Source organism: Rhodospira trueperi (assembly GCF_900101965.1).
GTDB lineage: Bacteria > Pseudomonadota > Alphaproteobacteria > Rhodospirillales > Rhodospirillaceae > Rhodospira > Rhodospira trueperi.
Genome location: NZ_FNAP01000001.1, coordinates 731959 through 753827, shown reverse-complemented (window position 1 = coordinate 753827; position 21869 = coordinate 731959). Strand labels below are relative to the sequence as shown.

At 68.6% G+C, this 21869-nt stretch carries 14 protein-coding genes and 1 pseudogene; 10 read left to right on the top strand and 5 right to left on the bottom strand.

Annotated features, from left to right (window positions below; genetic code table 11):
• The 4 genes and pseudogenes from BLS85_RS19385 to guaB form a co-directional block, all read left to right on the top strand.
• Positions 1–178 (top strand): annotated as a pseudogene (locus tag BLS85_RS19385) (ISAs1 family transposase); the annotation flags it as partial.
• 179 nt (positions 179–357) lie between these two features.
• Complete coding sequence (locus tag BLS85_RS03370; protein ID WP_245699050.1) at positions 358–1452, top strand: Ppx/GppA phosphatase family protein; 1095 nt, start codon at positions 358–360, stop codon at positions 1450–1452.
• Positions 1449–2237 (top strand): RlmE family RNA methyltransferase, encoded by a 789-nt coding sequence (locus BLS85_RS03365; protein WP_092782000.1) that lies wholly within the window; start codon positions 1449–1451, stop codon positions 2235–2237. Before BLS85_RS03370 ends, BLS85_RS03365 begins: the two co-directional genes overlap by 4 nt.
• Before the next feature lie 99 nt (positions 2238–2336).
• Positions 2337–3800 (top strand): IMP dehydrogenase, encoded by a 1464-nt coding sequence (gene guaB / locus BLS85_RS03360; RefSeq protein WP_092781997.1) that lies wholly within the window; start codon positions 2337–2339, stop codon positions 3798–3800.
• 456 nt (positions 3801–4256) lie between these two features.
• On the opposite strand, the gene BLS85_RS03355 is transcribed toward guaB, so the two are convergent.
• From BLS85_RS03355 to BLS85_RS03345, 3 genes are all read right to left on the bottom strand, one after another.
• A complete protein-coding gene (locus BLS85_RS03355) occupies positions 4257–5600 on the bottom strand; it encodes a bifunctional folylpolyglutamate synthase/dihydrofolate synthase (protein ID WP_425438460.1) in 1344 nt (447 codons plus the stop codon).
• Positions 5601–5650: 50 nt separating this feature from the next.
• Positions 5651–7666: a DNA topoisomerase IV subunit B gene (parE, locus tag BLS85_RS03350; protein WP_092781994.1), complete on the bottom strand. Its 2016-nt coding sequence runs from the start codon at positions 7664–7666 to the stop codon at positions 5651–5653.
• Between the two features lie 71 nt (positions 7667–7737).
• Positions 7738–8703, bottom strand: coding sequence for a hypothetical protein (locus BLS85_RS03345; RefSeq protein WP_092781991.1), 966 nt, complete (start codon positions 8701–8703; stop codon positions 7738–7740).
• A 311-nt stretch (positions 8704–9014) separates the two neighbouring features.
• On the opposite strand from BLS85_RS03345, the gene BLS85_RS03340 reads away from it, so the two are divergent.
• The 6 genes from BLS85_RS03340 (at position 9015) to gyrB (ending at position 16719) form a co-directional block, all read left to right on the top strand.
• Positions 9015–9437, top strand: coding sequence for an acyl-CoA thioesterase (locus tag BLS85_RS03340; RefSeq protein ID WP_092781988.1), 423 nt, complete (start codon positions 9015–9017; stop codon positions 9435–9437).
• Positions 9427–10206 carry a glutamine amidotransferase-related protein gene (locus BLS85_RS03335; RefSeq protein ID WP_218128258.1) on the top strand — a complete coding sequence of 260 codons (780 nt, stop codon included), beginning with the start codon at positions 9427–9429 and terminating at the stop codon, positions 10204–10206. Before BLS85_RS03340 ends, BLS85_RS03335 begins: the two co-directional genes overlap by 11 nt.
• Positions 10207–10225: 19 nt before the next feature.
• Positions 10226–11785: a glycosyltransferase family 39 protein gene (locus tag BLS85_RS03330; RefSeq protein ID WP_092781985.1), complete on the top strand. Its 1560-nt coding sequence runs from the start codon at positions 10226–10228 to the stop codon at positions 11783–11785.
• A 190-nt stretch (positions 11786–11975) separates the two neighbouring features.
• Positions 11976–13094: a DNA polymerase III subunit beta gene (gene dnaN, locus BLS85_RS03325; RefSeq protein ID WP_092781983.1), complete on the top strand. Its 1119-nt coding sequence runs from the start codon at positions 11976–11978 to the stop codon at positions 13092–13094.
• A 13-nt stretch (positions 13095–13107) separates the two neighbouring features.
• Positions 13108–14277: a DNA replication/repair protein RecF gene (gene recF, locus BLS85_RS03320; RefSeq protein ID WP_092781980.1), complete on the top strand. Its 1170-nt coding sequence runs from the start codon at positions 13108–13110 to the stop codon at positions 14275–14277.
• 30 nt (positions 14278–14307) lie between these two features.
• On the top strand, positions 14308–16719 hold the full coding sequence (gyrB, locus tag BLS85_RS03315; protein ID WP_092781977.1) for a DNA topoisomerase (ATP-hydrolyzing) subunit B: 2412 nt from the start codon (positions 14308–14310) through the stop codon (positions 16717–16719).
• Between the two features lie 43 nt (positions 16720–16762).
• On the opposite strand, the gene parC is transcribed toward gyrB, so the two are convergent.
• Complete coding sequence (parC, locus tag BLS85_RS03310) at positions 16763–19033, bottom strand: DNA topoisomerase IV subunit A (protein ID WP_092781974.1); 2271 nt, start codon at positions 19031–19033, stop codon at positions 16763–16765.
• Positions 19034–19131: 98 nt separating this feature from the next.
• Positions 19132–21309 carry a diguanylate cyclase domain-containing protein gene (locus tag BLS85_RS03305; RefSeq protein WP_176793314.1) on the bottom strand — a complete coding sequence of 726 codons (2178 nt, stop codon included), beginning with the start codon at positions 21307–21309 and terminating at the stop codon, positions 19132–19134.
• Positions 21310–21869 lie beyond the last annotated feature (560 nt).

Genomic DNA, 21869 nt, shown 5'->3' with positions numbered 1-21869 from the left:
GGAGGATCAGTCGCGACTGCGACGGGGGCACGGCGCCCAGAACATGGCCCTCGTGCGCCGCTTCGCCTTCAATATCATCCGCGCCGGACGCGGCAGGCGATCCATCAAGACTACCCGCAAGGTCGCAGGCTGGGACCCCGCCATCATTGCCCAGCTCATTGCAGACCCGGTTCATTAACCTGGACTCGTTGCCGTGGGACACATTGGCGTTTCCAACACATGCCATTGTGCATTACGATACCGTCATTGCATCGTCTTAATTGGCGGCCCACAATCCCGAGAGAGTCCGTGTCCTTCGAGCGACCGCCACGGCCCGAGTCACCCTCTGCCTCGACGGAGTCTCCGTTCGAGCGCACGATGGTGGACGATATCATGGTGCCCCAACCGCTTGGTCTGGCACCGATGCGGTCCTCGCAGACACCGGCGCCGCGCCACCATGGAAGCCCGCGCCGCCCGGCACAACCTGCGTCGGCCCGACCGATTTTCGTGGCCGTGGACCTGGGAACCAACAACTGCCGCATGCTGGCCGCGCGCCCCGATCCGCGCGGCGGCTTTCGCGTGGTGGACTCCTTCTCCCGTATCACCCGTCTGGGCGAAGGCCTGCATCAGACGGGCCGCCTGTCCGACGCCGCGATGGACCGAACCATCGACGCCCTGCGCGCCTGCGCCCGGAAGATTGCGCGGCATCGGGTCAGCGGCGCCCGCATGGTCGCGACGGCCGCCTGTCGGCACGCCAGCAACGGCGCGGCGTTCCTGCGGCGCGTCGAAGAAGAAACCGGCCTTCACCTGGAAATCATCCCGGCCGAGGAAGAGGCCCGTCTTGCCCTGGCCGGATGCGCGCCGCTTCTGCGCCCCGGTTGCGAGGGCGCCGTTGTCTTCGACATCGGCGGCGGCAGCACCGAGTTGATCTGGGTGGCGCACCGGGCCGACCGGAACGCGCCCGGCGGCGCGCACATCGTCGACATGGCCTCACTGCCGCTGGGCGTCGTCACGGTGGCCGAATCCCGGGGCGGCGATCTCTGCGACCAAGGTTACAGCGCGGTCAAGGGGGATGTCGCCGCCGCACTCGCCGCCTTTGACCGCCGCCACCGCATCGCCGAGCGCCTCGCCGACGGCGAGAACATCCAGATGCTGGGGACCTCAGGTACCGTCACCACCCTGGGTGGCGTCATGCTGGACCTGCCGCGATACAACCGGGACAGTGTCGACGGCCTGGAGGTGGACTTCATCTCCATCGCCGCCGTTAGCCGCCGGCTGCGTCACATGACGTGCGAGCAGCGCGCCCGCCATCCCTGCATCGGCAACGACCGCGCGGACCTCGTCGTCTCGGGTTGCGCTATCCTTGAGGCCATCTGCGACCTGTGGCCGGTCGGGCGCCTGCGGATCGCCGACCGGGGCATCCGCGAGGGTGTGCTCATGGACCTAATCGGCGCCGCCGGGATGCTCGCATGAGCACACGCAAGAGCGGACGTGGAGGCGGCGGGGGAGGCGGCGGGGGAGGCGGCGGGGGAGGCGGTCGCCGTGGCGGTGGCGGCAAACCTGTCGGCACCGCGCGGCAGCTGCACACGCGGGTGAAGACGGCGCGCGGGCGCAAGACCTCCTCGACCCGTTGGCTGCAACGCCAACTCAACGACCCCTATGTGCTGGAGGCTCGCCGACAGGGATTCCGCTCCCGTGCCGCCTTCAAGCTGATCGAACTGGACGACCGGTTCGGGTTCCTGCGGCCCGGCCTGCGGGTGGTCGACCTGGGCGCCGCTCCGGGTGGCTGGACCCAGGTGGCCGTGGCCCGCGGTCGCGCGGGCCAGCCCGAAGGCGGAACGGTCATCGGCGTCGATATTCTCGATTGGGGGGAGGTTCCCGGCGCGCTGTGCCTGACCCTGGATTTCATGGACCCGGACGCGCCCGGCCTGATTCAGGCGCACTGCGGGGGGCCGGTCGATGTCGTGCTGTCGGACATGGCGGCGCCGACCACCGGCCATGCGGCCACGGACCACCTGCGCATCATGGCGCTGGCCGAGGCGGCATGGCAGTTCGCCGAGGAGACGCTGGCGCCGGGGGGCGCCTTCGTCTGCAAAGTGTTCCAGGGCGGTACGGAAAACACCCTGCTGACCCGCATGAAAAGCCTGTGCGACACCGTCAAGCATGCCAAACCGCCCGCCAGCCGGAAGGACTCGGCGGAGGTCTATGTCGTCGCCCAGGGCTTCAGGGGGCGCCCGGACGCCGACGCCGGGGACTGAATGCGGCATGCGCGCGTCCGCCATGTCCATCGGCCTCTTGGCGCGGCCGGTGCGGCATGGCATATCCGGGGCACCGCCGAAACCGATTGGAGATCCGCCATGGCATTCCCCGAGGCCCTGACGTTCGATGACGTGTTGCTGCTGCCCGCGGAATCGGCGGTCCTGCCGGCCATGGCCCAGACCCGCACCCACGTGACCCGTACCATCGAGCTGGCCGTGCCGCTGATCTCCTCCGCCATGGACACGGTCACGGAAAGCGACATGGCCATCGTCATGGCCCAGTCCGGCGGCATCGGCGTGATTCACAAGAACCTGGACATCGAGGCCCAGGCCGAAGAGGTCCGCAAGGTCAAGCGCTATGAATCGGGGATGGTGGTCAACCCGGTCACCATGCACCCGGATCAACCGCTGGCCGACGCCATGGCCATGATGGCCCACCACAAGATTTCCGGGATCCCGGTGGTCGAACGCGAGGACGGCCGCCTGGTCGGCATCCTCACCCACCGCGATGTCCGCTTCGCCAGCGACATGGACCAGCCGGTCAGCGAGTTGATGACCAAGGACAGACTGGTCACGGTCACCGAGACCGTCACCCAGGAGGAAGCCAAGCGGTTGCTGCATCGGCACCGCATCGAAAAGCTTCTGGTGGTGGACGACGCGTACCGCTGCGTTGGCTTGGTCACCGTCAAGGACATCGAGAAGGCCACCACTTTCCCCAACGCCGCCAAGGACGAACGCGGTCGCCTGCGCGTCGCCGCCGCGACCGGCGTCGGCCCGGACGGCATCACCCGCGCCGAGGCCCTGCTCGACGCCGGCGTGGATGTGGTGGTGGTGGACACCGCGCACGGCCATTCCCAGGGCGTGATGTCGGCGGTCGAGCGCATCAAGACGCTGTCGAACTACACCCAGGTCATCGCCGGCAACGTCGCCACCCCGGACGGCGCCCGCGCCCTGATCGACGCGGGAGCGGACGCCGTCAAGGTGGGCATCGGCCCGGGCTCCATCTGCACGACGCGGGTCGTGGCCGGGGTCGGCGTGCCGCAGTTCAGCGCCATCATCGAGGCCGCCGAGGTCTGCAAGGCGGCCGGGGTGCCGCTGATCGCCGACGGCGGCATCAAGTACTCGGGCGATCTGGCCAAGGCCATCGCCGCCGGCGCCGACGTGTGCATGATCGGCTCGTTGCTTGCCGGCACCGACGAGGCCCCGGGCGAGGTGTTCCTGTACCAGGGCCGGACCTTCAAGGCCTATCGCGGCATGGGGTCCCTGGGGGCCATGGCACGCGGTTCTGCCGACCGGTATTTCCAGCAGGAGGTCACCGACAGCCTGAAACTGGTGCCGGAGGGCATCGAGGGCCGCGTGCCCTACAAGGGGGCCGCCGGCACGATCATTCACCAGCTCGTGGGCGGCCTGAAGGCGGCCATGGGCTACACCGGCAGCGCCACCATCGCCGACCTGCACGCCAAGGCGCAATTCCGCCGCATCACGGCCTCCGGCTGGCGCGAGAGCCACGTCCACGATGTGGCCATCACCCGTGAGGCGCCGAATTATCGGGAGACGATGTAGGGATCTTGGGAACAAGACCGACCGACCGAACCACGATGTCGTCATTGCGAGGAGCATCGCGACAACGCAATCCAGAGCGAAGACAGCGTTTCCGAGCCCTGGATTGCTTCGCCCGCGTCAGGTGACGCGGGCCCGCAATGACGGATCATGGTGCCGCTTTGAAGGGGTGCGACCGTAGGGCGGCTGGCCGTGGGACTGAAAACGCGTAGGTTGGGGTGAGCGAAGCGAACCCCAACGTCATTCGGTTCTGGGGGCCGCAACGTTGGGGTTCGGTGCTCGGCACCTCACCCCAACCTACGGATCGCCGTCCACCGCCAGGATGCCGATCAAGCGGTTTCCGTTTGATCGGGTTTTGACCGTAGGGCGGCCACCCCCCTACGTCCGAATGCCGCGTTGTGTGAACCGATCATCCGGTTTTCGAATCAGCCACATTTGCACCCGCTGATTCTCCTCCGTTCAAATCGGCGGGGAGTCGTTGTCCGCCAGCACCGCGCCGGCCAGATAGAGCGACCCGCAGATCAGCACCTGGCCCGGCGGACCCGTCACGGCGCCAAGCGCGTCCAGCGCCTCGGCGACCGAGCCGCGCGGTGTGACGGCGGCGGCGCCCGACCGCCGTGCGTGGTCGGCCAGCGTCTCGGGCGGCACGCCGGCGGCGCTGTCCGGCACCGGGACCGTCTGGACGGAGGCCGCCAGGGACACCAACGGCCGCAGGAAGCCCCCGGTGTCCTTGGTGTCCAGCATGCCCGCGATCAGATGAAGCGGCCGGTCGCCCCACCCGTCCAGAACCGCCGCCAGGGCCTCTCCGGCCGCCGGGTTGTGACCGCCGTCGAGCCAGACCTCCCACCCCTCCGGCAGGCGCGCCACCAGGGGACCCACCGGGAGCCGCTGCAACCGCCCCGGCCAGTCCACCCGCGCCAGCCCGGCGCGGATGGCCTCGGCGCCGGGTCTCAGCCCATCCGGCAAGGCCAGCGCGATCCGAACCGCGAGCGCGGCGTTGGCGCGCTGATGGTCGCCCGGCAGCGCTGGCGCCGGCCACGCCGTCCCGTCCATGGCGACTCCGCCGGCCGGATCGGGCGCCCAGGTCCAGTCCCGCCCGCCCAGGTCCAGCGGCGCGCCGACCTCCGCCGCGCGGCGGTCGAGCACGGCGGCGGCCTCGGCCTCCTGGGCGGCGGCCAGACAGGGTACGCCCGGCTTCAGGATCCCCGCCTTCTCCGCCGCGATGGCCGCCAGGCTGTCGCCCAGGAACGACTGGTGATCCAGCGAGACCGGGGTGATCGCGGTCAGCAGCGGGCGGTCCACCACGTTGGTGGCGTCCAGGCGGCCCCCCAGGCCGGTCTCCAGCAGCACCACGTCCGCCGGCTCGCGCGCGAAGGTCAGCAGCGCCGCACAGGTGGTGATCTCGAAGAAGGTGATGGGATCGGGGCCGTTGGCCCGCTCGCACTCCTCCAGCAGGGCCGTCAGGGCGGCCTCGTCGATCAGGCAACCCGCCAGCCGGATGCGCTCGGCGAAGCGCACCAGATGCGGCGAGGTGTAGACGTGAACGCGCCGCCCGGACGCCTCCAGCATGGCCCGCAGCAGCGCCACCACCGAGCCCTTGCCGTTGGTGCCGGCGACATGGATCACGGGGGGCAGCGCGTGCTCGGGATGGTCCAGCTGCGCCAGCAGCCGCCATACCCGGTCAAGCACCAGGTCGATGGACTTGGGATGCAGCCCCATCAGCCGCGCCAGCACGCGGTCTGACGGCGCGGGCGCCGGGTCCGACTGGCGCGGTTGGAGCTGTGGGTTCGCTTGGCTCGGCACGACTCCGTCCCCCGGAACGCGGTGTGATGGTCGGGATCACAGATCAGACGTCACACATCCAACCCTTCCACAAACCGGGCGTTTTCCTGGATGAACGCGAAGCGGGTTTCGGCTTTCCGGCCCATCAGGCGTTCGACCAGGCTGGCGGTTTCGCGGGCTTCCTCCTGGTCCTCCTCGGTCTTGCGGCCAGGCACGACCACGCGCAGCAGCACGCGGCGCTTCGGGTCCATGGTGGTTTCCTTGAGCTGCGCCGGCGGCATCTCGCCCAGGCCCTTGAAGCGGCTGACCTCGATCTTGCCGCGTCCGGTCAGGACCTCGCGGGTCAGGCGCTCCCGGTCGGCGTCGTCGCGGGCGTAGACCACCGTGCCGCCCTGCGCCAGCCGGAACAGCGGCGGCTGGGCGAGGTAGAGGTGGCCGGCCTCGATCAGGCCCGGCATCTCCCGATAGAAGAAGGTCATCAGCAGGGAGGCGATGTGCGCGCCGTCGACGTCGGCGTCGGTCATGATGATGACCTTGTCGTAGCGCAGCTTTTCGGCGTCGAAGCGGTCGCGCAGGCCGCAGCCCAGGGCCTCCACCAGATCGCTGAGTTCCTGGTTGGCGCGCTTCTTGTCGTCCGACGCGCTGGCCACGTTCAGGATCTTGCCGCGCAGGGGCAGCACCGCCTGGGTCTCCCGCGCCCGCGCCTGCTTGGCGGAGCCGCCGGCCGAGTCGCCCTCGACGATGAACAGCTCCGTTCCGGCGGCGACCGACCGGGAGCAGTCGGCCAGCTTGCCGGGCAGGCGCAGCCGCTTGGTGGCGGACTTGCGCGCCGTGTCCTTGGCTGCCTTGCGGCGCTGGCGGTCCTCGGCGCGGTCCAGGGCGGCGGCCAGCAACCGGCCCGCCCCGTCCGGATCGGCCGTTAGCCAGTGGTCCAAGGGATCGCGCATGGCCTGCTCGACCAGCTTGGCGGCCTCGGCGCTGGCCAGCTTTTCCTTGGTCTGGCCCTGGAACTGGGGATCGCGCAGGAACAGCGACAGCAGTACACAGGCGCCGCCGGTCACGTCCTCGGCGGTCAACTGGCCGCCCTTCTTGTTGCCCGACATCTCGGCATAGCCGCGAAAGCCGCGCAGCAGCGCGTTGCGCAGGCCGGTCTCGTGGGTGCCGCCCTCCGGCGTCGGCACGGTGTTGCAGTACGAGCCCAGGAAGGACTCGCCCTCGTCCGGCCAGCACAGCGCCCATTCCACCCGGCCCCGGTCCTCGGCCAGATCGGCGGCGCCGGCGAAGATCCCCGGGCCGAGCAGATCCCGCCCCTTGACGGTCGCCTCCAGGAAATCGCGCAGGCCGTTGGGGAAGTGCAACTCGGCCTGGGCCGGGGTGGCGTCGCCCTCGGCGATCAGCGACTCGTCGCAGCGCCAGCGGATCTTGACGCCCCGAAACAGGTAGGCCTTCGACCGCACCATGCGGAACAGCGCCGCCGGGCGGAACCGGGCCCGGGCACCGAAGATCTCGGGGTCGGGACGGAAGGTCACGGTGGTGCCGCGCCGGCGGTTGGGCAGCGGTCCCTTTTCCAGGGGACCGGCCGGCACGCCCCGGGCGAAGCATTGTGTCCACAGCGCGCCGTCGCGGGCCACCTCGACCCGCAGGTCCTCCGACAGGGCGTTGACCACGGAGGCGCCCACGCCGTGCAGGCCGCCGGCCACCTTGTAGGCACTGCCGCCGAACTTGCCGCCGGCATGCAGGGTGGTGAGGATCACCTCCAGTGCCGAGCGGTTCGGGAAACGCGGGTGCGGGTCCACCGGGATGCCACGCCCGTTGTCGCGCACCGTCACCTGGTTGTCGGGGTCCAGCCGCACCTCGATGGCGGAGGCGTGGCCGGCCACGGCCTCGTCCATGCTGTTGTCCAGCACCTCGGCCACCAGATGATGAAGGGCGCGGTCATCGGTGCCGCCGATGTACATGCCGGGGCGACGGCGCACCGGTTCCAGGCCCTCCAGGACCTCGATGTCCCGGGCGGAATAGCTGTCATCGCGGGCCGAGCGGACCTCACCGGCCGCCGGGCCGGCACCGCTTTCGAAAAGATCATCCATGGGCCGGGAGTATAGGCACGCGCGGCGCCGGGAACAAGGCGATCTGGTAGCCCGGTGCCCGCAAGGCTACCCTATGTCGTGGTGTCAGGATGGTTCGCCGCGTACAGCGGTTGCCAGTCGAAGAACGGCGGCAGCAGATCGGGGGCCTGGAAATGCGCCGCCAGCGCCGGAATCGGACAGAACCCCGGCAGGACATGCAGCACCCGGTTGGTGGTGTTGCGCTCCGCGCCCTTGTGCGCCAGTCGCTTCGTCTTGTGCCCGACGTAGCGGGTGTTCTCGAAACAGTCCCAGTGGTCCCGCACCACATGGCCGTGGGTGAACAGGGTGTGACTCATGTGGCGGGTGGTGCGCCAGCGCCGATCCTCGCCCAGCACCAGATAGCTGGGGTAGTGCCGGGTGTACAGTGCGCGCTGCTCCAGGGGATGCAGCATCAGATGCCCGCCGGTCACGGCGTGAACCTGCCGGTAGAAGCCGACCATCGCGGCGATGGCCTCGGGCGCATGCAGGTAGTCGTCCTCGACGAAATAGACCAGCCGATCAACGCCGGCGGCGCGGCCGAACTGGGCATGCATCACCGGCCCGGCCAGCGTCTGTTCGGGCGTGCGCAGGGTCCACGGCACCCGAAGGCCGTCCAGAACGGACTCGATGCGGACGCGGGCATCCGGGTCGGACCGGTCGTCGTCCACCTCCACGGTGATCTCCGACAGGCCGGCCGTCTCCGCCGCGTGGTTGATGCTCGCCACCAGGGAGCCGAGACAGGCCAGCACCGCCGTCTCCAGGGGCTCGTCGGCGACCGGGTTGATCCGTGCGCGGCGCGCTCCGCGCAGGCAAGTGCGCAGCATGACGGTCAGGGCGCCGGGCGTTTGGGTGCCTGTGTCGTCGCGGTCGAACAGGGCCTTGGCGGCGGCCAGACTGCCGTCCATGTCGATGCGGTCCAGGTTCGTGACCGGCCGTAGGTTGAGCTGTCCCGACCGGATGATCCGATGGCCCTGGGGCCGCGCCACCAGACGGTCAAGAAGTCGGAGAAGTTCGTTCATGGTCGCGGGATCCCGCCGGGTTGAGTTGGGCCGGCGCAGTATCGTCGCGTCGCCCGACGCTGTCCAGGTCGTGCGCCGGGACCCCGGCGTTCTCATTTTGGCGGAAGGACAAAGGACGAGAGAGCGACGTTCGGACTCCTCCCCCATCGGGGCAGGTTGCTCATGGCCCGTGAATGGGGCGCCCGTCGGATACCCACCCAAGGCCGCATTTCCCAATAGGGACCCATCGTGAGAACGGCTGACCTGGACCGGCGCCGGCCGCCGGGCCATATAGGGACGCATCGAAAAACCTTGCGAAGCGAGACGGCCCCATGAGCGATCAAGAGAGACCGAACGGCATCGTGTCCATCCGCACCATCGCCATGCCGGCGGACACCAACCCGCACGGCGACATCTTCGGCGGCTGGGTCATGAGCCAGATGGATCTGGCCGGCGGCAGCCATGCCCGTGCCCTCGCTCAGGGGCGGGTGGCGACCATCGCCGTGGACGGCTTTACGTTTCACAGACCGATCGCCGTGGGCGACGAGGTCACTTGCTATACGCGGTTGCTGAAAGTCGGTCGCACCTCGCTGACCCTGAAGGTCGAGGCCTGGGCGCGCCGCGCCGAGGATAATACCTGTGAGAAGGTGACGGAGGGCACCTTCGTTTTCGTCGCGCTGGACGGGGATGGTCGGTCGCGCTCGGTTCCCGAGGGCGCCGAGGCTCGCGAGACCGTGCTTCTGAATGGTCCCTGATCCCTTGATCCAGGGGCCGGCCCCGCGTACCAAGGCGGTCCATCCGTTTCGCCTGTCGTCTGATACCATGCCCAATCCCATTCTGACGATCCTTCATCAGCCGAACTCGAACCCTGGCCGGGTCGGCGCCATGCTCCGCGCGCGCGGGCATGCGCTCGACCGCCGCTGTCCGTTGCACGGCGACGCCTTGCCGGATGACCTGTCCGGATACGCCGGCACCGTGATCTTCGGCGGCCCGATGAGTGCGAACGATGATCACTTACCCGGCCTGCGCGCCGAGTTGACCCTGATCGAGCGGGCGCTGGCGAAAGACCACCCGCTGTTCGGCATCTGCCTGGGTGCGCAGATGATGGCGCGGGTGTTGGGTGGCCGCGTGGCCCGACGACCGGACGAGGCGGTGGAGGTCGGCTACTACCCCATTCACGGCACGCCGGAGGGACGTCGGCTGGGGCTGTTCGACGAAGGTGGAATGTGCGTCTATCAGTGGCACCAGGAAGGCTTCGATCTGCCGGCGGGGGCGCGCCTTCTGGCGCGGGGACAGACGTATCCGAACCAAGCCTTCACGACGGGCCGCGCGGCGTACGGCATCCAGTTCCATCCGGAGGTCACGCACGAGATGATGGAACGGTGGATGGCCAAGGCCGCACACATGCTGTCATGGCCGGGCGCTCGCGACGCCGCCGCGCACCGCGCCGACCGTCTGCGCCACGATGCCAAGCTGGGTCGTTGGCTGACGCGGTTCCTGGATCACTGGCCGGCGACGGCATGAGGGGGAGGGAGACCACACGATGATAAAATCCCTTGCCGCCCTGGGGCGGCCATTCGTTCATGGCCGGGTTGCCTTCGGGCTGGTCGCGCTGATGCTGGCCGGCGTGGTGGCGCTGCAGGTCTGGCTGCAGACCGGCGGTCGCAACGACGATGCCGAGCTTCTGCTGTTCTCTCAGGCGCTGGCGCTGGGCTATGATCCCCTCAATCCGCCGTTGGTGGTGTGGCTGCATTGGCTGAGCGCCGAGGCCCTGGGGCCGACACTGCTGTCCACCCGCGTGCTGGTGGCGGTGCTGCTCTTCGCGGCCTACCCGCTGGCCTGGGCGGCCACGCGCCAACTCGCGCCGGATCGTGGCATGGCCACCCTGGCGGGCCTGTCGCTGGCCGGGCTGGTGGCCTGGAACTGGGCCCCGCACATCAACCTGACCCATACCGTGGCCCTGACCACGGCAGGTTTCGCGCTGCTGTGGGGCGCCTTGGGCGTCGTGCAGCGGCCGAACTGGGGACGGTGGCTACTGCTCGGCCTGATTGCCGGGCTGGGGCTGCTGACCAAGTACAGTTTCGTCCTGGTGCTGCTCGCGGTGGTGCTGGCCGGGCTGGCGACGCCGACGACGCGCGCCGTGATGCGGTCGTGGAAGATGCCGGCCGCCGCCCTGCTGACGGCCATCATCGCGGCACCGCATTACGTCTGGCTGCTGCTGCACTGGAGCGCGGCCGGTCCCCTGTTCAGTCGCAAGCTTTCGCCCGACCCGTCAATCCTGGGGAACTGGGAGGCCACCGCGCCCGGTCTGGCCACCCTGGGCGAGCACGCCCTGATGGTGCTGTTGCCGGCGGTGGCCATCGCCCTTCTGCTGTTTCTGCCGGCGCTCTGGCGCGCGCTGACACGGCCGGAGCCCATCGCCCCGGTCACCCGCGACCGCCGGGATTTCGCGCGGCTGGTGCCGGTGCTGTTCCTGGTTGAACTGGCGGCGCTGGTGGTGGTGGCGGACGTCACCCTGAAGCCGCATCATGTCTATCCGCTGATCCTTGTGGTGGTGCCTTTGTTCGCCTGGCTGGCGCGCGGAAACCCGGGACCGACGGCGCGCGGCCTGTATGCCCTGGTGATCGTGCTGCTGGCGCTGGCGGTCCCGGTGTTCATGGCACGGTTCATCCTCACCACGGCCGACGCGTGCGAGGACAAGTGCAACCTCGTCCTGCCCTATGCAACCTACGCCGACGGCGTGCGCGACGCCGGGTTCGAGGGCGGCACCGTCGTGCTGCTGGGCACGGTCCATCACCTGCCGCTGGAGAACCTGCGTCCGCACTTGCCGGCCTCCCGCTTCGTTCGCCCCGCCGACTCGCAGAAAGCCTTGTTCGCGCCGCCTGCGCGCCCGGTGTCCGGCGACTGCCTCGTGCTGTGGCCCGCCGAGCGGATGCCGGAGGCGGCGGACACCCTGCGCGCGGACGGCATCCCCGGACAGGACGCGACCCTGCCGGAGGACGCCACCATCGGCACGGTCACGGGTGTTCTGGCGCATTCCGGCCGCCCGGCCCCGACCCTCGGCTATGCCCTGGCCAAGGGCGGCGCGGGGGTGTGCCGGTAAATGGATCGGACGCGCGGGTCGCGATGAAGCGGCCCGCGCGCCGCCCCAAGCGAAACGCAAGCGAAACGGCCTCATCCGTGTGGCGGTGTCGGAAATTCGTCCTTTTGGTGGGCCAATCCCATGGCTATACTGGCCGACCCGGCGCCGGCGATCCCGGCGCTCTTCTTTCCTCAGCGACACTGATCCGGCCATGCAGCTGACCATCGAGCGTTCCGCCCTTCTGAAGTCCCTGGGGCACGTCCAGAGCGTCGTCGAGCGACGCACCACCATCCCCATTCTATCCAACGTCAAGCTGGAGGCCCATGACGGCGCGCTCGGCTTGAACGCCACGGACATGGACCTGGAGATCGCGGAATCGGTGGCCGGCGAGGTGGCCCAGGCCGGCGCCTCCACCGCGCCCGCCCATACGCTGTTCGACATCGTCCGCAAGCTGCCGGACGGTGCCCAGGTCGAGCTGAGCCTGGACACCGAGGGCGAGCGCTTGGTCCTGCGCTCGGGCCGGTCACGGTTCAATCTGGCCTGCCTGCCGGTCGAGGACTTCCCCGTCATGAGTTCGGGGACCTATACGCATTCCTTCTCGCTGTCGGCGGCGGACCTGCGCGGCATGATCGACCGCACCCGCTTCGCCATCTCCACCGAGGAAACGCGGTATTACCTGAACGGTATTCACCTGCACGCCACCACCAGCGATGGCGTCCCCGTGCTGCGCTCCGTGGCCACCGACGGCCACCGGTTGGCCCGGGTCGAGGTGCCGCTGCCGGAGGGCGCGGCCGGCATGCCCGGCATCATCGTGCCGCGCAAGACGGTCGGCGAACTGCGCAAGCTAATCGACGAGACCGGCATGGACGTCGCGGTCTCGCTGTCCGACAGCAAGATTCGCTTCGCCTTTGACGACAGCGTGTTGGTCTCCAAGCTGATCGACGGCACGTTCCCCGACTATGAACGCGTCATCCCGATCAACAACGACAAGATCCTGGAGGTGGACTGCGCCACCCTGGGCAAGGCGGTGGACCGCGTCTCCGCCATCTCCACCGAGAAATCCCGGGCGGTGAAGATGACCGTCGAGAAGGGGCAGGTCACCCTGTCCGCCAACAGTCCCGAGGCCGGCAGCGCGGTGGAGGAACTGGAGGCCAGCTTCGACGCCGCGCCCATCGAGATTGGCTTCAACAGCCGCTACCTGCTCGACATCCTGGGGCAGATTGAGGGCGACGCCGTGCGCCTGATCATGGCCGATGCCTCCGCGCCCACGATTCTGCGGGACGTCACCGACGGCTCGGCCGTGTACGTCCTGATGCCCATGAGGGTCTGATGAGGCGAGCCTGATGGCGTCGGCGGATCTCGGTTCCCCGGATCCAGGCTCCCCTCCGGCCGCCGCGCTGCCCGCCGTCACGCGCCTGACCGTGACGGACTTCCGCTGCTACCGGCGCCTGCGGCTGCACATCGAGCCGGCCCCCGTGGTCCTGACCGGCCCCAATGGCGCCGGCAAGACCAACGTGCTGGAGGCCCTGTCCCTGCTGGTGCCGGGGCGTGGTCTGCGGGCGGCGCGCCTGGGAGAGATCACCCGGCACACGGCCGAATCGGGCGCCTGGGCGGTGGCCGCCACGGTCCAGACGTCGGCGGGGCCGGTGTCCCTGGGGACCGGCCTTGAGGCCGGCGGCGGGGCGGATCGGCGCGTGGTCCGCGTCGACGGCGAGACCATGCGTGGGCAGACCGCCCTGGGACGCCATCTCGCCGCCCTCTGGCTGACCCCGGCCATGGACGGGCTGTTCCGCGATGGTGCTGGCGAGCGACGCCGCTTCCTGGACCGGTTGGTGCAGACGCTGGACCCCGATCACGCCGGCCGTTGCGCCGCTCACGCCCATGCCCTGCGCGAGCGCGGCCGGCTGCTGCGCGAGGGGCGTGGCGATCCGGGTTGGTTGTCCGCGCTGGAGGATACCCTGGCCCGTCACGGTGTGGCCATCGCGGCGGCGCGGCGGGATCTTGTGGCGCGGCTGTCGGCGGCACTGGCTGAGGCGGAGGGACCGTTTCCGCGCGCCATCCTGGCGCTGGAGGGTGTGGCCGAACGCGCGCTCGACGACCGGCCGGCGCTGGCCGTCGAGGATTCCCTGCGCGAGGCCATGGCGGCGTCGCGCGCCGCCGATGCCGAGGCCGGGGGTACGGCCCTGGGGCCGCACCGCTCGGACCTGCTGGTGCGCCACGCCAGTCGCGACCTGCCAGCGGCCCAGTGCTCGACCGGCGAACAGAAGGCCGTGCTGATCGCGCTGGTCCTGGCCCAAGCCCGGGTCGTGGCGGCCGCACGGGACGGCCCGCCGCTGCTGCTGCTCGACGAGGTGGTGGCGCATCTCGACGCCGAGCGGCGCGCCGCCCTGGCCGACGCCCTGACCCGTTTGGGCGCGCAGGCCTGGCTGACCGGAACCGACGCCGCGTTGTTCGGTGATTTTGCCGATCAGGCGCAATTTGTCGGCCTTCGGGACGGCAATCTGGTAAACTGACGTGTTCTCTCCGTTCGAACAGGATGCAGCATGGCGCAGCACGCATACGACGCCGAATCCATTAAAGTTCTCAAGGGCCTGGACGCGGTGCGCAAGCGTCCGGGCATGTACATCGGCGATACCGATGACGGCTCCGGCCTGCATCACATGGTCTACGAGGTGGTGGACAACGCCATCGACGAGGCCCTGGCCGGCCATTGCGACCGCACCGACGTCGTTCTCAACGCCGACGGCTCGGTGACGGTGCGCGACAACGGGCGCGGCATTCCGGTTGGCGTCCACAAGGGGGAGGGCGTGTCCGCCGCCGAGGTCATCATGACCCAGCTTCACGCCGGCGGGAAATTCAACCAGGACAGCTACAAGGTCTCGGGCGGGTTGCACGGCGTCGGTGTTTCCGTGGTCAATGCCCTGTCGGAATGGCTGGATCTGCGCGTCTGGCGCGAAGGCAAGGAACACCGCATGCGCTTCCGCGACGGCAAGGCGGAAGCGCCGCTGGCCGTGGTCGGCGACGCCGAGGGCCGCACCGGCACCGAAATCACGTTCAAGGTTTCGTCGGCCATCTTCACCAACACGGCCTTCGACTTCAAAACACTGGAACACCGCCTGCGCGAACTGGCGTTCCTGAACTCCGGCGTGTACCTGAAACTGACGGATGCGCGTCCGGCGGAGCCGGTCAGTATCGATCTGCATTATGAGGGCGGCATCCAGGCCTTCGTCCAATACCTGGACCAGTCCAAGACGGCGCTGCACACGCCACCGGTGGCGATCACCGGGGAGCGCGACGGCACCATCCTGGAGTTGTCCATGGAATGGACGGACAGCTATCACGAGACGATGCTGTGCTTCACCAACAACATTCCGCAGCGCGACGGCGGCACCCACCTCGCCGGCTTCCGGGGCGCCCTGACCCGCACCCTGAACCAGTACGCCCATGAATCCGGCCTGCTGAAAAAGGAGAAGGTGAGCCCGACCGGCGACGACATGCGCGAGGGCCTGACCTGCGTGCTGTCCGTCAAGGTTCCTGATCCCAAATTCTCCAGCCAGACCAAGGACAAGCTGGTCTCCTCCGAGGTCCGCCCGGTGGTCGAGAGCATTACATCCGACCGCCTGGGGCAGTGGCTGGAGGAGCATCCCACCGAAGCCCGCAAAATCGTCGGCAAGATCGTCGAGGCGGCGGCCGCGCGCGAGGCCGCCCGGCGCGCCCGCGACCTGACCCGGCGCAAGGGCGCGCTCGACATTTCCAGTCTGCCGGGCAAGCTGGCCGACTGTCAGAACCGCGACCCGTCGCAGTCCGAACTGTTCATCGTCGAGGGGGATTCCGCCGGCGGCTCCGCCAAGCAGGGGCGAGACCGCGGGTTTCAGGCCATCCTGCCGCTGAAGGGCAAGATCCTGAACGTGGAGCGGGCGCGCTTCGACAAGATGCTGTCGTCGCAGGAAATCGGGACGCTGATCGCCGCGCTGGGCACCGGCATCGGCCGCGACGACTTCGACATCTCCAAGATCCGTTATCACCGCATCATCATCATGACGGACGCCGACGTGGACGGCAGCCATATCCGCACCCTGCTGTTGACGTTCTTCTTCCGCCAGATGCCGGAGATCATCGAGAAGGGGTATCTGTACATCGCCCAGCCGCCGCTGTTCCGCGCCAAGCGCGGCAACTCCGAGGTCTACCTCAAGGACGAGCGGGCCATGGAGCGATACCTCATCGATACCGGACTGGATCAGCTTCGCCTGACCATGAGCGACGGCAGCGCCGTGGTGGCCGAGGACCTGCGCGCCCTCGCCGAACAGGCGCGCCAGTTCAAGCATTCGCTGGAGGGGCTGGGCCGGCGGGTGCCGCTGTGGATCCTGGAACAGATGGCCATCGCCGACGGTTTTGATCCGGAGGTGCTGGCCGATCCGGCGGCGGCAAATGCTCGTGCGGCCGAGGTGGCCGCCCGCTTGGACCGTCAGGAAGCGGAGGCCGAGCGGGGCTGGCGCGGCGAGGCCCTGGAGACCGACGGCGGCCTGCTGTTCTCCCGCACCCTGCGCGGCGTGACCGAACGCCATGTCATCGACGCCACAACCCTGCACAGCGCCGAGGCGCTGCATCTGCACCGTCAGGCCGAAACCCTGCACGCGGTCTATGACCAGCCGGTGACGTTGACGATGTCCGACGGTGATCGCGCCATGCACGGCCCGGCCCGTCTGGCCGACGCGGTGATGACGGTCGGCCGCAAGGGTATCAGCCTGTCGCGCTACAAGGGCCTGGGCGAAATGAACCCCGACCAGCTTTGGGAAACCACGCTGGACCCCAACGCGCGTTCGCTGTTGCAGGTGAAGGTGAGTCAGGTGGACGACGCCGAGGCCATCTTCTCCCGCCTGATGGGCGATCTCGTCGAGCCGCGCCGCGAGTTCATCCAGGACAACGCCCTAAACGTGGTGAATCTGGATATCTGAGGGCGGTCGAACCGCCGGGCGAAGACGCCAAGTTCGGGGGCGTTCAGCCGCCCCCGAACCTGTTGTCCTTGGGGAAGCCGCGCGGCGGCAGCTTGCCGGCGCCGGCGCGGTTGCCGAGCCACGGGGACAGGTCCGTTTCCGTGCGGGTGCGCTCGCCGCTGGGCCAGCTCAGCCCGTCCGCCAACCGGATCACCACCACATCCGACAGCGCGGCGTCCTTCAGCCGCATGAGCGTTACGCCGCGTCCTTTCACCATTGTGGCTACCTGATCCAGCGGGAAGATCAGCAGTTTGCGGTTGGTGCCGACGCAGGCCACATGGTCGCCCGCCGTCCCGCCCGGATCGAGCGGCCGGCTGGTCACCGCCACCGCGCCTTGCCCCGGGGTGAGCACCTGCTTGCCGGCCTTGGTCTGGCCGACGCACTCGCCCTCTTCGACCACGAAGCCGCGCCCGTCCGACGCCGCCAGCAGCCGCTTCGCGCCCGGCCGATGCACATGCAGGCCGACCAGCGCGGCGTCGTTGGGCACGTCCACGATCAGCCGAACCGGGTCACCGAAGCCGCGCCCGCGCGGGATGCGGTCCCCGGCGATGGTGTAATACCGCCCGTTGGAGGCGAACAGCAGCAGCTTGTCCGTGGTCTGCGCGCGGATCACGGTATGCAGGCTGTCGCCGTCCTTGAAGCGCGGGTCGCCGATGTCCTCCGGGTGGCCCTTGAGCGCGCGGATCCACCCCATGCGGGATAGGATCACGGTGATCGGTTCGCGCTCCACCATGGCCTCGATCGGCACCTCGACGACGCCGGGGGCCGGTCCCAGTTCGGTGCGGCGGCGGCCAAGCTCCGTATGGCCGCCGAAGTCCTCCTGGATCTTGGCCACCTGCTCGCCGATGCGCGCCCAGCGCCGCGCCGGGTCCGCCAGAAGATCCCGCAAGTCCGCCTGCTCCGCCGAAAGGGCTTCGTGCTCCTTGCGGATCTCCATCTCCTCCAGCTTGCGCAGGCTGCGCAGCCGCATGTTGAGGATGGCCTCGGCCTGGACGTCGGTCAGGTCGAAGGTGTCGATCAGCACGGGTTTCGGGTGGTCCTCCTCGCGGATGATGCGGATCACTTCGTCGAGGTTCAGGTAGGCGATGAGGTATCCGCCCAACACCTCCAGCCGGTGGGCGATCTTGTCCAGCCGGTGGCGGGTGCGGCGCACCAGTACGTCGTGACGATGGTCGAGGAAGGCCAGTAGCACCTCGCGCACATCCATCACGCGGGGCACACCGTCGGCGTCGAGCACGTTCATGTTGAGGCCGACGCGCACCTCCAACTCGGTCTGGCGGAAGAGCTGTTCCATCAGCGTCGCCGGATCGACGGAGCGCGCGCGCGGCTCCAGGACGATGCGCACGTCCTCGGCCGATTCGTCGCGCACATCGCCGAGCAGGGGCAGCTTGCGGTTGGTCAGCAGGTCGGCGATGCGCTCGATCAGCTTGGCCTTCTGCACCTGATAGGGGATTTCCGTCACCACGATCTGGAACAGGCCGTGGCCCAGCTTCTCCACCGCCCAGCGGGCACGCAGACGGAAGGCGCCGCGCCCGGTGGCGTAGGCCTCGCGGATCGCGTCCGGCGATTCCACCAGGACGCCGCCGGTGGGGAAGTCCGGCCCCGGCAGACGCTCAACCAGGGTCGCAATGGGCGTTTCGCGGTCGTCGATCAGCAGCGTCAGCGCGTCGCAGATCTCGCCCACATTGTGCGGCGGAATACTGGTGGCCATGCCCACCGCGATGCCCTGGGCGCCGTTGGCCAGCAGGTTGGGGAAGGCCGCCGGCATAACCCGGGGCTCGTCCTCCTCGCCGTCGTAGGTGGGGCCGAAATCGACGGCGTTCTCGTCCAGTCCCTCCATCAGGGCCTGGGCCACGGCGGTCAGGCGGGCCTCGGTATACCGCATGGCCGCCGCGTTATCGCCGTCGATGTTGCCGAAGTTGCCCTGGCCCTCGACCAGGGGCCAGCGCACGGCGAAGTCCTGCGCCAGACGCACCATGGCCTCGTACACCGCCGAATCGCCGTGCGGGTGGTACTTACCGATGACGTCGCCGACCACGCGGGCGCACTTCTTAAAGCCGCCCTCCGGGTCCAGCTTGAGTTGGCGCATGGCGTACAGCAGGCGGCGATGCACCGGCTTCAGGCCGTCGCGCACGTCGGGCAACGAGCGGGCGACGATGGTCGACAGCGCATAGGCCAGATAGCGCTCGCCGAGCGCGTCGGCCAACGGCGTGTCGCGGATCTCCCCACCGGCAGGGGGCGGCGGCGGAGGCGGGGTCTGGGTGGTGGTGCTCATGCGTGCGAGAATGCGCCGAAGCGGGGCGCGGGATCAAGGGGTTGTGCGGGTGCAGGCGTTTGAGGGCCTATTTTGATCCTAGGGTGCGCCCGTTCCCCTCACGGCCCGTCGCCGTCCTGCTCGGGATCGAACACGCGGTAGGTGCCCTTGCCTTCGCTCTTGGCGCGGTACATGGCGCGGTCGGCGGCGGCCAGCAGGCCCTCCGCATCGGCGCTGTGCAGCGGAGACAGCGCGACGCCGATGCTGCACCCCATGGGCATCCGCGCCACGTCGACATCGAACGGCTCGGCGAAGGTGTCGAGGACCTTGCGTGCCAGCGCTTCCGCGTTGCCGATCTCTCCGGTGTTCTTGAGCAGCACGACGAATTCGTCGCCGCCCAGGCGGCCGACCACGTCGTCCTTTCGGACGGCAGCCACCAGACGCCGTGCCACCTCCTGAAGGGCAAGGTCTCCCGCGCCGTGCCCATATGTGTCGTTGATCGGTTTGAACCCGTCCAGATCCAGGAACAGGACCGCCAGGGTGTCCTCGGCGCGTCGCCGCGCGTGCAGCGCCCGCGTTAGGCTGTCCAGCAGCATGTGCCGATTGGGCAGGCCGGTGACTTCGTCCTTGTGGGCCTGCTGGCGGATCCGGTCGGATTCCAGCTTTTCCTCGGTGACGTCCGAAAGCAGACCGACATAGCTCAGGACCGTTCCGTCGCGGTCGTGAATGGCCGTGATGGCCAGCCGCTGGGCATAGAGCGTGCCGTCCTTGCGGCGGTTCCATACCGCGCCGTGCCAATGGCCCGTTTGGGTCAGGCCCTCCCACATCTTCCGGTAGAATTCCTTGTCGTGACGGTCCGACGAAAGCAGCCGGGGATTGCGTCCAATGACGTCCTCCGCCTCATATCCGGTCAGCTTGGTGAAGGCCGGATTGACGGCGATGATGAGGTTGTCCGCGTTGGTGACCATCATCGCTTCGGCGGAATTGCGGAACACCGTGACGGCCAGTTGGCGTTCCCGTTCGGCCTGCTGGCGATCGGTGATGTCGGTGGCGATGACCGCGAACGCCGGCGGTGTGTGGGTCGCGACATATTGGCACCGGAACTCGGCCGGCATCGTCGAGCCGTCCTTGCAGCGCAGGCTACCCTCCAGGGTTCGCACCTGCTCGGCGGAGCGGACCAGGGGGGCCAGTTCGGTGGCCAGGTTGCTGTTCCTGTCCAGGAGAATGAGTTCAGGCCCCAGCAGACTCTTCAACGCCTCGTCCGAATACCCCAAGTCCGACCGCGCGCCCCGGTTCGCTTCGAGCACTGCCAGACTGGAGGCGTCCAGCAGCAGGACCTGTTCGTGGGCCAGATCCAGGATGCGGCCCAACTGGAGTTGCCGCGCCTCGGCCCGCCTGTGGCGCGCTTCCGCCCGCCCGAGAATGAACCAGAACAGAACGATCACCGCGATGCCGCCACCGACACTGGCTCCGGCGATGATCAGGATCGTGCTGGCGAGGTCTTCGCGGCGCGCTGTGGTATCCAGGGCCGTGACCAAGTGCGCGACCCGCCGGTCGCCGGCGTCCATCAGCGGGAACCGGAACAGCGCGTGCGTCCTGCCGTCGTGCTCAAGGGAGTCGGCCGCCCCCGTGGGGCCAGTGGGATCGAGCAGATCCAGGGGCAGATCCGTGTCCGTCTCGCTGGCCAGGACCACGTTGGGCAAGGCATCCCATTCAAACGTCCGGCCGAGCATGCGCATGCCGGATTCCCATCCCGTGCGGTCCAGGTATGATTTGTCGATGAACGCGAACAGTTCGACGCCGAACTGTTCGCGCAGATTGGCGAGGACGTGGTCGATTTCCTCGCCCAGTTCCAGATATCCGATCAGGCGGTCGTCGGTTTGCCATGGCACCACGAACCGCAGAGTGAAGGTCCCGAGCGGCCCCAGTTCGACGCCCCAGGTGGGCAGGCCGGTTCGCTCGGCGCCCAGCGCGGTAAACCGGTCGATGGTGTCGCCGTGTCGCGGCGGCTGGTGGACCCGGAGAAAATTCACCCGGTCAGGGCCGTGAAAATAGAAATGCGTGACCCGGTTGTGCGTGTTCAGGTCCGCGTACGTCGGCGCGACAAGGGCAAGCAGGCGATCCCGATCCCGCTGCTCGAACGCCTCAATCAGGCGCGCGTCGCGCGAAATGGCGCTGAGGGCCGCGCGCAGCATCTCGGCGTCCTGGCCAAGGGCATGCTTGAACTCGGCCTCGATGCCGGTTCGCATGCGGCTCAAGAGAGCCTCGGTCTCGCGTTGATGGGCGAGATAGGTCACGCCCGATATGCCGACGATCAGGAGGATCACAAAAACAACGAAAGGCAATAGAATGGCCGATTTTAGGGATCGCAACGGAGGTCCCCCCTGAACGAAGCCGAAGCGGCGAACGAGCAAGTTTACGCTGGTCGGAAAAAAACATACAGGAATCACGGTTAATCTCTTCCGAACCCGCAGGGCGAACACCCGGATCGGGTTCGAGTTTTTTCTACAACGAAAGGACGTAATTGCGTCAAAAATGCGACTTAAGAAGAGGCGGGTGTGACTCCTCTTGGGAATTGCAAGAACGCTCATAGCCGTTGCGTGACCTGACGGATCGGTCACGATCCCTGCCGTGACCGACGGCCGGTGTCCGCGCGGTCTGAACCGCTTCCTGAGGCTTGGGTTGGTGATACCGACCCGGGCGATCAGGCCTCACGGCCTCGCATTCGCACGTCGGGCGGGTGTCCTATGGCCAGCCGCCCGACGGTCGCACTCCAGTCAGACGGACCAAGTATGATCGAGGGCGCTTTGCGGGCGCCAAACCGCGCGGAACGCGCCCACAGTTAAGCACCGCGTCG